General features: G+C 76.7%; 10 protein-coding genes. 3 read left to right on the top strand and 7 right to left on the bottom strand.

From position 1 onward, the window contains the following. Positions 1-5: 5 nt before the first annotated feature. Complete coding sequence (locus tag OU787_RS19695; protein ID WP_268660168.1) at positions 6-299, top strand: DUF6087 family protein; 294 nt, start codon at positions 6-8, stop codon at positions 297-299. Positions 300-348: 49 nt separating this feature from the next. Here OU787_RS19695 and OU787_RS19690 read toward each other — a convergent pair whose 3' ends face one another. From OU787_RS19690 to OU787_RS19660, 7 genes are all read right to left on the bottom strand, one after another. Beyond that, positions 349-1,614, bottom strand: a complete 1,266-nt coding sequence (locus OU787_RS19690; protein ID WP_268660167.1) for a hypothetical protein — start codon at positions 1,612-1,614, stop codon at positions 349-351. A 161-nt stretch (positions 1,615-1,775) separates the two neighbouring features. Further along, the gene (locus OU787_RS19685; protein WP_268660166.1) at positions 1,776-4,163 is read right to left on the bottom strand and encodes an SUKH-4 family immunity protein; all 2,388 of its coding nucleotides are present in this window, start codon (positions 4,161-4,163) and stop codon (positions 1,776-1,778) included. Positions 4,164-4,191: 28 nt separating this feature from the next. Continuing rightward, the gene (locus tag OU787_RS19680; protein WP_030464034.1) at positions 4,192-5,193 is read right to left on the bottom strand and encodes an HNH endonuclease; all 1,002 of its coding nucleotides are present in this window, start codon (positions 5,191-5,193) and stop codon (positions 4,192-4,194) included. Between the two features lie 120 nt (positions 5,194-5,313). Further along, on the bottom strand, positions 5,314-6,423 hold the full coding sequence (locus tag OU787_RS19675) for a DegT/DnrJ/EryC1/StrS family aminotransferase (protein WP_268660165.1): 1,110 nt from the start codon (positions 6,421-6,423) through the stop codon (positions 5,314-5,316). Positions 6,424-6,571: 148 nt separating this feature from the next. Next, on the bottom strand, positions 6,572-7,708 hold the full coding sequence (locus OU787_RS19670; RefSeq protein ID WP_268660164.1) for a DegT/DnrJ/EryC1/StrS family aminotransferase: 1,137 nt from the start codon (positions 7,706-7,708) through the stop codon (positions 6,572-6,574). Between the two features lie 255 nt (positions 7,709-7,963). Then, positions 7,964-8,947 (bottom strand): NAD-dependent epimerase/dehydratase family protein, encoded by a 984-nt coding sequence (locus tag OU787_RS19665; protein WP_268660163.1) that lies wholly within the window; start codon positions 8,945-8,947, stop codon positions 7,964-7,966. Next, positions 8,944-10,128, bottom strand: coding sequence for a Gfo/Idh/MocA family protein (locus tag OU787_RS19660; protein WP_268660162.1), 1,185 nt, complete (start codon positions 10,126-10,128; stop codon positions 8,944-8,946). Before OU787_RS19660 ends, OU787_RS19665 begins: the two co-directional genes overlap by 4 nt. 306 nt (positions 10,129-10,434) lie before the next feature. On the opposite strand from OU787_RS19660, the gene OU787_RS19655 reads away from it, so the two are divergent. Continuing rightward, positions 10,435-10,890: a YwqJ-related putative deaminase gene (locus OU787_RS19655; RefSeq protein WP_268660161.1), complete on the top strand. Its 456-nt coding sequence runs from the start codon at positions 10,435-10,437 to the stop codon at positions 10,888-10,890. A gap of 41 nt (positions 10,891-10,931) precedes the next feature. Next, entirely contained in the window at positions 10,932-11,447 is a 516-nt protein-coding gene (locus OU787_RS19650) for an SUKH-3 domain-containing protein (RefSeq protein WP_268660160.1), read from the top strand. The last annotated feature ends 5 nt before the right edge of the window (positions 11,448-11,452 follow it).

Raw genomic sequence — 11,452 nt, 5'->3', positions numbered from 1 at the left:
ATGACGTGCCCGATGACGAGGAACCGCTGGGGCAGTGGCTCGAGCGCCGTGATGCCCGGCGGCGTCGGCCGGGCACCCGCAAGGCCGTCCCGCTGGACGGCAGCAGGGCAACGCATCTCGACCCGCAAGCCCCGCGGATGGTCCTGGAATGGGACGGATACGCCTGGCAGCCGATCGCCGTCGCCGACGGCTACGCCGCCGCTCAGCGCCAAGTCCATCGGATCGAGGGCGACGGGGTGATCCGTGGCACCGTGCCGCGGCCCTCGGAGAAGCCGACCGGGCGGCACCGGAAGCCGTAGGCCGCCGCCTGTGCCGGGGCACCGACGGCGACGGCCACGGCGGCCGGGGTCAGCCCCTGCGCTGGATGCGGTTGCGGTTGGGGCGGGTGTCGTGGTCGATGCCGTCGTCGACGATGACGATCTTGGGGACGATCCGCTCCTCGGCCTTGGCCTCCGGCTCGGGCTTCGCCGCGGGCGCCGCCCCGGGCTCGGGTGCGGCCTCGGGTGCGGCCGGGGCGGTCGCGGGCTTCGGGGGCAGCGGGTCCTTGGCGAAGCTCGCGGGCTTGACCGGCGGGGCCGGGGGCTCGGCGGGCTCGGGGGCGGTGTACGGCCGGCGCGGGTCCGCCTTGGGCTTGACCGGGCCGAGGACGGCGGTGGGCCGGTCGGTGACCGGGGGCTTGCCGAGGTCGGCCTTCTTGGCCTCGACGGCCTGCGCCGCGTCCTCGGGGTCCTCGATGGCGCCGACGGCGGCGCCGGTGAGCGAGGCGAGGGTGCCCTTGATGTGGTCGAGGTGGGTCTGGACCTTGTCGAGGCGCTTGGTGAAGTCGGCCTGCTCGCGGTCGCTGGCGGCCTTGATCCGGTCGGCCTTCTCCCGGGCGGCGGCGAGGGCCGCGTCGGCCTTGGCCTGGGCGTCGGTGTCGAGGCGGCGGGCCTCTTCGAGCATCGCCTCGCGGTGCTGCTCGGCCTCCTTGACCCGGGCGTCGGCCGCGGCGGTGACCTTGGCCACGGCGGCGTCGGCGGCGGTCTCGGCGGCGGCGAAGTCCTCGTCGGCCTTGCGGCGGCGCTCGGCGAGGGCGGCCTCGGACTGCTCGGAGGCGTTCGCGGCGGAGACCCGGACCCGGGCGGCGTGGCCGGTCGCGGCGTGCACCAGGGCGCGGGCCTCGGCGTCGGCCTCGGCGCGCAGGCGCTCGGCCTCGGCGCGGCTGCGCTCGTCGGTGCGGCGGACGAACTGGTCGGTCTCCTCGCGCAGCTTGGCGGCGAACTCCTTCGCGGCCTGGGCGGCGGCCTCGCCGGCCTCGTGGGCGGCGTCCCGGGCGTCCTCGCCGGAGCGCTTGGCCTTGGCGTGGACGGCGTCGGCCTCGTTGAGGGCGATGCCGAGCAGGGCGGCGGCCTGGTCGCTGAGTTCGGCGAAGTCGGGGTCGGGGGCGTCCTCGGCGGCCTGCTTGATGTCGGCGAGGCGCTTCTCCATCTCGCGCAGGCCGCCGCCGAGGACGCTGAGCCGCTCCCATGCCTCGTCGCGTTCGCGGCTGAGCGCGGTGACCGCCGCGTCGACCTGGTCGGGCGCGTAGCCGCGCCGGGACGGGGTGAAGCCGTACTGGGACACGGCGTCGCTCATTTCGGCTGTTCTCCTCGTGCTCGCGGGCTGCGCGGCCCCGCCGGGTGCGTGGTTCTGGCGGGACGGGCGAACCGTCCCATTGACCTATTTTGCGCAGATACGAACGCAAACCAAACAGGGCGTCCTCGCGCGGCCGGGCGAACCGGCCGCGCGAGGCCCGGTCACAGCAGCCCGTCCCAGAGCTGCTCGACCAGGACCGCCCACCAGCTCTCGGGGGTGTGCACGGCGGCCGGGTCGACGGCCAGCAGCTGGGCCTGGAGGTCGGTGGTCCAGCGGGCCGCCTGCTCGTGGGTGAGGCCGTGCCGCAGGTGCCACATCCGGGCCAGCACCGACAGGCAGGCGACGAACTCCGGGACCCCGGAGTTGACGAAGCGCGGCGGCTCGGCCGGGTTCTCCAGGTCGACGGCGACCACCGCGGCGGTGCCGTACTGGACGCACAGCTGGCGGCCGTAGTCGTTGCCGAGCACCAGGTAGCCGCCGAAGTCCGGGCCGGGCGGCAGGCCGCGTTCGGCGGCGAGCTCGGCCAGCGTCGGGATGGGGCGGCCCTCCTGGGCCTGGGCCCAGAAGAACGGCGCGAACTCGCGCGGCAGGCCGACCCACATCAGGGTCTGGGCGACCGCCTCCGGCACGCCCTGGCGGGCCACCGCGCGCTGCTCGAACCGGAACATCGACGGGCCGAACATCGCGCCGAGCTCCGCCGCGAGCTGCTGCGGCGGCGGGGGCGGCAGCTGCGGGACGGTGCCGGGCGGGGGCAGCGGCACCCGGACGGTGCGCGCCCGGTGCGGGGCCGAGACCAGCTGGTGCAGCTGCTCGACGTGCTCCTGCAGCACGTTCATGCCGGCCTGCCGGGCGGCGGCGTCGCGGCCGTACGGGGCGGTGTGGCTGATCCGGGCGTTCGGCCAGGACGCCTTGACCATCCGGGCGCAGTAGCCGCCGGGCAGGTCGCACAGCTCCAGCTCGGTGTGCACCTCCAGCACCTGGTCGGCGGGCACGCCGAGGCGGCGCAGCTCCTGGAGGGCCCGCCACTCCGGGTGCGGGGCGCCCAGCTCGGAGGTCATCACCAGGCTCAGCTCGGAGCCGTCCGGGCCCCGGTAGTTGACCACGGCGGTGGTGCCGGGGCCGACCGTGGGCGCGCCGGACGGCGGCGGCACGGGCGCGGCCGGCGGCGGCACCGGGCCGGGGGCGCCGGGCGGGAAGCCGTGGCCCTGCGGCCCGCCCGGGAACGGCGGCGGCGGGGGCGCCTGGAACGGCGGCGCGCCCTGCGGCGCCCCGGGGAACGGCGGGGGCTGCTGGCCGGGCAGCGGGAACGGCGGGGTCGCGCCCGGCGGCAGCTCGATCGCCGGGGCCAGCCGGGTGGCCTGGTAGGCGACCGCGGCGGCCTCGGGGGCGGCCGGGGCGGCGGGCGCGGCCGGAGCCGCCGGGGCGCTATCGGCGCGCAGCGCGTCGGGGGCGGGCGGCGGCGGGGCGCCGGGGCCTCCGCGGCCGCCGGAGTGCTGGGCGGGGCCGCCGCTGGACGGCAGCAGGTCGTTCGGCGGGGGCGGCGGGGGCGCGCCCGGGCCGCTGCGGCCACCGGTGTGCTGGACGGGGCCGCCGCTGGAGGGCAGCAGGTCGTTCGGCGGGGGCGGCGGCGGGGCGCCGGGGCCGCCGCGGCCGAGCGGGGCGGCGCCGCCGGGCAGCGGGGCGCCGGGGCCGGGGGCGCCGGGCAGGCCCATCAGGCCGGGCGGGCCGTCGGTGGCGAGCATGGTCGCCGCGTAGTTGACCGCGTTCGCGGGCGGGCCCGGTGGTACGGGAGCGGCGGGCGGCACCGGGGCGGCGGGCGGCGCGGGCGTGCCGGGTGCCGGGGTGCCGGGGCCGCCGACCGGGTACGGCGGGGTGGCGCCGGGCGGGACGGGCGGGACGGGCGCGTCGGGCCGGCCGGGGGCGAGCACGGTGGCGGCCTCGGAGCCGGGCGGCGGCGGGACGGGCGCCCCGGGGGCGGGCGCGCCGGTGAAGTAGCTGGGGCCCTCCTCGCCGGACTCCGCGACCGGCGCGGCCTGCGGAACGGGCTGCGGCGCGGACGGCGCGACCGGCGGGGTCGGCGCGGCGGGGGCGGCCGGGGCAGCCGGGGCAGCCGGAGCGGCCGGGGCAGCCGGAGCGGCCGGAGCCGCGGGCGCGCCGAGCCGGTCGGCCTCGGCGGCGATCGCGGCGGCCCCGGCCTCCTGCAGCCACTGCGGGGGGCTGAGCAGGAAGGAGGTCGCCTCGACGGCGCCGCGCACCGGCTTGGCCGCGCCGGCCGGGTTGGGGGCGCCGCCGGTGCCGTACAGCTCCTCGAACTGCCGGACCACCTCGTTGACCGGCAGCGGCGGCCAGAGCGTGCTGGCGCCGCTGTCGCGGGCGATCACCAGGCGCAGCGAGGTGCCGGGGCCGCCGGTGTGCTCGCTGCCGTCGACGGCCCAGCAGACGTAGCCGAGGTCGAACTCGCGGACCTTCACCTCGCGGTGCTGCGAGCGCGGCACCCCGGCGTTGATCCAGTCCTCGGCGGTCTCCTGCGCCTGCGCGTACGTGGTCACCACGTCTCGTCCCACCCCTGTCGTTCGTTCAGTTCACCGGGACGGCGCGGGCGAAGCCGCCGTCCACCATGAGTTCGGCGACGGTCTCCAGCTCCGCGGGCCCGCCGGCGAGGCGCAGCAGGAAGGCGTCGAAGCTGTCGCCGCAGGGCAGCAGGAGGCGCTGCACGCGCTGCTCGACGGGTTCGTCGGAGCCGTCGTCGCGGGCGTCGTCGTAGGGCAGGAAGCCGACCGAGCCGGTGCCCTCGCCGCGGACCCTGACGGTCAGCAGGCCGCCCTGCAGGTAGGCGACGGCGAGGTGGTCCTTGGTGAGGTGGTCGCGCAGGCACTTGTTGGCGTACACCAGGTCGTGGGTGCCGTACTCCTCGCTGAGGGTGAGGAACGGCTGGTCGACCAGCAGGCCGAGGTCCACGTCGAGGGCGACGCCGGCCGGGCCGCGGCCGCCGGTGAGCTTCAGGAAGTCCCGGTAGGCGGTCGGCAGCGGGTGGCCGAGGCGCTGTTCGGCGCGCTGGACCAGGTCCTCGGTGACGGCGACCGGGTCGCTGCCGTCCTTGGCCAGCGAGAAGTGCGCGGGGCGGCGGTCCTGGAGCGGGCGGGTGCCGCGCCGGGTGTGGTCGGCGGTGGAGCGGGCCAGGCCGCCGTGGTGCCGCAGCAGGGCCTTGACCTCGACCGGGACGAGTTCCATCCGCCGCCAGCCGGGGGCGGCCCGGCCGACCACGTGGTGCCAGGTCCAGCCGGGCGGGGTGGCGACGGCGCTGTCCAGGTCGGCCCAGAGCTCGTGGCCCTGGGTGTAGAGCGCGGCGTTGGCCGACACGTAGTCGGTCAGGCGCAGTTCGTCGACGCCGAAGCCGGCCGGCGGGTCGGCGACCTCGGCGGCGGCGGCCGCGTACGGCGAGAAGTCCGGGTAGCCGTTCTCGTCGACGCGCACGCCCCCGGGGTGCCGCTGGGCCCGGACCGGGTCCGGGAACTGCACCACCTGGCCCGCGTACGCCGCGTTGGGCACGGCGGCGGTGCCGGGCCGACCTGTCGTCATCTGTGGTCCCCCACTGGCAGAAGCCGATGTCCTCGGGGACCAGCGTAGGGCAACGGCCGTTCGCGTTCAGGGGCACGGGGGTACCCGGCGGGGCATCGGGGCCCGGGCACCGGCGGCGGGTCAGCGGCGGCGCAGCGCGGCGGCCAGCGCCTCGGCGACCCGGTGCTGCTGGGCCTCGGTGAGCTGGGGGAACAGCGGCAGGGTGAGCAGTTGCCCGGCGGCCCGCTCGGTGACCGGGAACGCGCCCGCGCCGTGCCCGAGGTGCCGGAACGCGGGCTGCAGGTGGACCGGGACGGGGTAGTGCACGCCGGCGCCGATCCCGGCCTGCTGGAGGGCGGCGAGCACGCCGTCCCGGCCGCGGTCGACCCGGACCGCGTACAGGTGCCAGACGTGCGCGTTGCCGGGCAGGGTGCGCGGCAGGGTGATCCCGTCCAGGCCGCCGAGCAGCTTGTCGTAGCGTGCGGCGGCGGCCCGGCGGGCCTCGTTCCAGGCGGGCAGGCGGCGGAGCTTGGCGCGCAGCACGACGGCCTGCAGGGCGTCCATCCGGGAGTTGAAGCCGAACCGCTCGTGGACGTACTTGCGGGCCGAGCCGTGGTCGCCGAGCAGCCGGACCGCCTCGGCGAGGGCGGCGTCGTCGGTGACCACCGCGCCGGCGTCGCCGTACGCGCCGAGGTTCTTGCCCGGGTAGAAGCTGGTCGCCGAGATCCGCCCCCAGCTGCCGGACGGCCGCCCGTGCCGGGTGGCGCCCTGCGACTGGGCGCCGTCCTCGACCACCGGCAGCCCGTCGGCGGCCTCCAGCAGGTGTTCCATCGGGGCGAGTTGGCCGTTCAGGTGGACGGGCAGCAGCGCGACGGACGCCGGCACCCGGTCGGCGGCCTGCGCGACGTCGATCAGCAGGTGCTCCTCGTCCACGTCCACCAGGACCGGCCGCAGCCCGGCCCGGACCACCGCCTCGGCGGTCGCCACGAAGGTGTTCGCGGGCAGCACCACCCCGCCGCCCGGCGCCAACTCCAGGGCCCGCAGCGCCATTTCGAGCGCATCGGTGCCGTTGGCCGTCCCCACCGCGTGCCCGGCCCCGGAGAACGCCGCGTACTCCCGCTCGAACGCGGCCACCTCGGGGCCCTTCACGTAGGCCCCGCTCGCCAGCACCGCGTCGAAGCCCGCCCGGACCTCCTCGGCGATCTCGGCGTGCGCGGCGTGCAGGTCGACCAGGGGGATGCTGTTCGTCACGGGAACCTCTCAGATCATGGGCGCGGGTCACCTGCGCGGAAGCGTTCAACCAGGGGCGCGGGGAACTGCGCGAAGCGGAAGACGGACGACGGACGACGGAAAGATCGCGGCAAGGAGGGGAGGCTCCACGTGGGCGCGCCCCCGGGGTCTAACGCCCCAGCGCGGCCTTGAGCGCCGCGACGACGTGCTCCTGCTGCCCGTGCGTGAGCGAGTGGTACAGCGGCAGGATCAGCGTCCGCGCCGTGAGCGTCTCGGTCACCGGGAGCGGCACCCGGGCGGTGCCCTTGTACGGGGCCTCCAGGTGCGCGGCCATGATGCCGCGCCGCGCGGAGACGCCGTCCGCGGCGAGCCGGGCGAGGACCTCGCCGCGGTCGGGGGCTCCGGCGGGGAGCAGCAGCCACAGCGACTGGAAGTTGGTGCTGCCGTGCGCCGGGTCGCCGACCAGCCCGGCGGCCAGCTCCGCCCCGAGCAACTCCCGGTAGCGGGCGGCGAGTTCGCGCCGCCGGGCGGTCATCGCGGGGAGCTTGCCGAGCTGGACCAGGCCGATCGCGGCCTGGACGTCGGTCATCCGGTGGTTGTAGCCGATCTCGTCGTAGGTCTCGACGGCGCCCGCGCCGCCCGCCCCGGCGTGCCGGTCGGCGGCCGAGACGCTCATGCCGTGCTCGCGCAGCCGCCGCAGCCGGGCGGCGAGTTCGCCGTCCCGGCAGGTGACCATGCCGCCCTCGCCGGTGGTGAGGAGCTTGCGCGGGTGGAAGGAGTACGCGGCGAGTTCGGCGCCCGCGCCGGCCGGGCGGCCGCGGTAGACGGAGCCGGCGGCGCACGCGGCGTCCTGGACCACGGTGATGCCGCGCGGTTCGACCAGCGCCGCGATCGCGTCCAGGTCGACCGGGACGCCGCCCTGGTCGACCGCGACGACGGCCCGGGTGCGCTCGGTGAGCAGCGGGGCGACGGTGTCGGGGGTGAGGTTGCCGGTGGCCGGGTCGACGTCGGCGAAGACCGGGGTGGCGCCGACGTAGGTGACGGCGTTGGCGGTGGCGATGAAGGACAGCGAGGGGACGACGACCTCGTCGCCGGGGCCGACGCCGGCGCCGATCATCGCCAGGTGCAGGGCGGTGGTGCAGGAGGAGACCGCGACGGCGTGCGGCACCCCGAGGTGTTCGGCGAAGGCCCGTTCGAAGGCGGCCACCCGGGGGCCCTGGGCGACCCAGCCGGAGCGGACGGCCGCGGCGGCGGCCTCGGCCTCCTCCTCGCCGAGCCAGGGGATCATGACGGGAATGGTGGACATGGCGGTGGGCTCCTTCGGTTCACGCACGGCCGCGGTCGCGCCCGCGTACGGCTCCCCGTCCCCGCCGCGGCGCGTCCCGGCCGGCGGGGGCCTTCGATCCGCGCGGTCGCCCGCGCCCTTGCACCTCCCGGGTGCACTGCATCTCCCGTGCGCGCCGCACTTCCCGTGCGCGCTACACCTCCCGTGCGCGCTACACCTCCCGTGCGCGCTACACCTCCCGTGCGCGCTACACCTCCCGTGCGCGCTGCGGCGGGCCTAGTCCTGCGCGCGCCACCAGGCGACGAGTCTGCGCAGCCCGTCGTCGAGGCCGAGTTCGGGCTTCCAGCCGAGGTCGCGTTCGGCGGCGGAGATGTCGGCCAGCCGCCGGACCACGCCGCCGGCGGTGTCCCGGGCCGGGCCGTGCTCGACGTCGAGGTCGGAGCCCATGGCGGCGAGCAGCGCGTCGGCGAGGCCGCGCAGCGAGACCTCGGTGCCGGAGGCGATGTTGTAGACCCGGTCGGTGACGGGGGCGGCGGCGGCCAGCAGGTTGGCCCGGGCGATGTCCTCGGTGTAGACGAAGTCCATGGTCTGGGCGCCGTCGCCGAAGATCAGCGGGGGCCGTCCGGCGGCGATCCGCTCCATCCAGCGGATGAACACCTCGGTGTAGCGGCCGTGCACGTCCATCCGGGGGCCGTACACGTTGAAGTACCGCAGGGCGACGTAGTCGAGGCCGTGCATGGCGTGGAAGCTGCGCAGCAGGCCCTCGTTGAAGACCTTGGCGGCGCCGTACAGGGTGTCGTTGCGGTAGGGGTGCTGGGTCTCGGGCGTCGGGAAGGTGTCGGCGAGGCCGTACACCGAGGCGGTGGAGGAGGCGATCACCTTGCGCACGCCCGTCTCCGCCGCGGCCTCGACCACGTCGAAGGTGCCGTCGACCATGACCTCCAGGGCGAGCCGGGGTTCGGCGGCGCACTGGGTGATCCGGATCGCGGCGAGGTGGAACAGCGCGTCGGTGCCGGGCGCGAGCAGTTCGCGCAGCAGGGCCCGGTCGCGGATGTCGCCGTCGACGACCTTCAGCTGTCCGGGGGCGGCGAGTTCCCGGGCCCGGTCCAGGTTGGCGGCCCGGCCGCGGACGAAGTTGTCGAGGACGACGACCTCGCGGGCGCCGGCCTCGACCAGCTGGTCGACGACGGCGGAGCCGATGGTGCCGGCGCCGCCGGTGACCAGGCAGCGGGAGCCTTCGAGCGGGACGGCGGCGTTCATCGGGCGGCGGCCTCCTGCTGGGCGGGGAGTCGGCGGGTGAGCAGCGCGGTGTCGTCGGCGGTGCCGGTGCCGGCGTCCACCGGGACGGTCGCGCCGCCGAGTTGGAGGCTGCGGGAGGCGGCGTGCAGCAGGCGCAGCACGCGCAGTCCGGCCCGGCCGTCGGTGAGCGGGGCGCGGCCCTCGGTGATGGCGGCGGCGAACTCGGCCATCACGTTGCGCAGCGCCTCCTGTTCGACCAGGGCGGGGGCGACCACGTCGCCGACCCGGTAGGAGATCAGGGCGCGGTGCCGGATGGCGTCGGTGAGTTCGTCGGGCGGGGTGAGGTCGACGCCGCGGTCGTGGATCGCCAGCCGGGCCTGCGGGTTGAGGTCGTCCCAGACCAGGGTGCGGCGGGAGCCGCCGATCAGCGTGGTACGGACCTTGGTCGGGGAGAGCCAGTTGACGTGGCAGTGGGCGAGCGCGCCGTTGGACAAGTGCAGCGTCAGGTAGGCGACGCAGGCCCGGCCGGCGCCGATCGGATCGGCGGCCTGGGCGCTGACGCCGACGGGTTCGACGCCCGGCGGGAGGACGAAGTCGAGGATGGACAGGTCGTGCGGGGCGAGGTCCCACAGCACGTCGACGTCGGGCTGGACCAGTCCGAGGTTGATCCGCACCGAGTCGAAGAACTGGACGTCGCCGATCTCGCCGCCGTGCACGAGTTCGCGGATCCGGCGCACCACCGGCGTGTAGCAGAAGGTGTGGTCGCACATCAGGACCAGGCCGCGCTCCTCGGCGAGGGCGACCAGGTCGGCGGCCTCGGCGACGGTGGTGGTGATCGGCTTCTCGACCAGGACGTGCTTGCCGGCCTCCAGGGCGGCCCGGGCCAGCGCGTGGTGGGCGCCGGCCGGGGTGGCGATGGCCACCGCCCGGACCCGCTCGTCGGCGAGCACCTGCTCGTACGAGGTGGTGGAGGCGACGGTGGAGTACTCGCCGAGGACCGTGCGGGAGCGCTGTTCGTCGAGGTCGCAGAGCCAGTGCAGCCGCAGGGCGGCGGTCTGCTGGGCGTTGCGGACCAGGTTCGGGCCCCAGTAGCCGGCGCCGACCACGGCCAGGCCGATCCGCCGGTCGGGTTTCCGTTCGGTGCTGCCCGGTGTGGGCACGTGTTCCCCGGGCGCCTCGTGCGCCACGACGTCCGACCCCATCGCAAGACCCCCCTTGCCGCCGCGTCGCTCGAACCGTACCGGCCCGGCCCGGCCCGTCGGGGCACAATCGGCAAAACCGGTGGCGGCCACCCGGGGCGCGGGCGGCGGCAGTTCGGCCCTCCGTACACCTCCGCGCGCCCCGTGTCCGCACCCCGGCGCGGCGTGCGCCGGATCGGTTTGGCAGGCTGGATGCTCTGGGGTGAGGATTCACTGTCTGTGGGTCCCGCTACCCTGCGTGATCCACCGCCCGCCGGCCGACCACCGGCAGCGGCGGAGCCGTGCCGCGTACGACGCCGAGGAGCAGCCATGGACCAGTCGGGCCCGCCGCCCGTGTTGCGCCACCAGCGCGACAGCCTGCTGCCCGCGGTCGCGGCGGCGCTGTCGCTGCGCGGCGGCACGGTGCACACCCTGGCCGGGGACAAGTCGGAGCTGGCGCCGGTGCTGCACCCGCTGGTCGGCGAGTTCCTGGCGGGGCTGCCGGTGGAGAAGCGCGAGCGCTTCGTCGGCCGCTGCCCGGAGGCGGCGCTGCTCTCCCAGTACCTGGGGCAGGTGGACGCGTCGCGCTCGAAGCGGGCCGCGCGCAAGCCGATGACCGTGCAGGAGGCCCGCAAGTCGCTCAAGGGGGCCCGGATGACCACGCTGCGGATCCGCGAGGAGGGCGACCCGCTGCACGGCACGCACGCGCCGCCGTGCCGCTCCTGCGGCCCGCTGCTGGACCACCTGAACGTGGCCAGCGTCGCGGTCGGCCCGCCCGGCCGCTGAACCCGCGCCACCGAGCGCCCCGTCCCCCCGTCCCCGAGCCCGTGGAGCCCACCCTGAACGCCGGCACCGTCCGCACCCAGCCCCGCTTCCCGGCCGACGTGGCCGCCGCCCTGAAGCAGGCCGGCTGGCACCCCGGCCGCTGGGAGATCCGGCAGGCCGAACTGTGGGCCGACGCCCTGGTCGCGTACGGCGGCCCGCTGGAGCCGCAGCACGCGGTGTTCCCGGCCGCGATCGAGGCCTGGGCCGAGTTCGGCGGCCTGGCCTTCGACGTCCCGGGCCCGGGCGACACCCTGGCCCGCACCCCGTTCCTGCTGGACCCGCGCTGCGGCCTGCACGCCCCGCGCACCCTCACCGACCTCGGCCGGGCCCTGGACACCCGGCTCGCCCCGCTCGGCGAGGAGCTGTACGGGCAGGCCCTGCTGGCCATCGACGAGCAGGGCCGGGTCTACAGCCTCGACCACACCGGCGAGTGGTTCCTGGGCGACAGCGTCGACCGGGCGATCGGCACCCTGGTGCTGGGCCGCGCCCCGCACCGGCTGCGCACCGCCCAGGACTGACCGCC

It is taken from the genome of Kitasatospora sp. YST-16, from assembly GCF_026802215.1.
Taxonomy (GTDB): Bacteria; Actinomycetota; Actinomycetes; order Streptomycetales; family Streptomycetaceae; genus Kitasatospora; species Kitasatospora cineracea.
Note: the sequence above shows the minus strand (reverse complement) of the source record. Positions and strands in the feature narration are given on the sequence as shown.

What these genes read in the sequence shown, in the direction of transcription:
- OU787_RS19690 (WP_268660167.1), bottom strand. Translation starts at nt 1,614, where the DNA reads ATGAGCGACGCCGTGTCCCAGTACGGCTTCACCCCGTCCCGGCGCGGC.
- OU787_RS19680 (WP_030464034.1), bottom strand. Translation starts at nt 5,193, where the DNA reads ATGACGACAGGTCGGCCCGGCACCGCCGCCGTGCCCAACGCGGCGTAC.
- OU787_RS19670 (WP_268660164.1), bottom strand. Translation starts at nt 7,708, where the DNA reads ATGTCCACCATTCCCGTCATGATCCCCTGGCTCGGCGAGGAGGAGGCC.
- OU787_RS19665 (WP_268660163.1), bottom strand. Translation starts at nt 8,947, where the DNA reads ATGAACGCCGCCGTCCCGCTCGAAGGCTCCCGCTGCCTGGTCACCGGC.
- OU787_RS19660 (WP_268660162.1), bottom strand. Translation starts at nt 10,128, where the DNA reads ATGGGGTCGGACGTCGTGGCGCACGAGGCGCCCGGGGAACACGTGCCC.
- OU787_RS19655 (WP_268660161.1), top strand. Translation starts at nt 10,435, where the DNA reads ATGGACCAGTCGGGCCCGCCGCCCGTGTTGCGCCACCAGCGCGACAGC.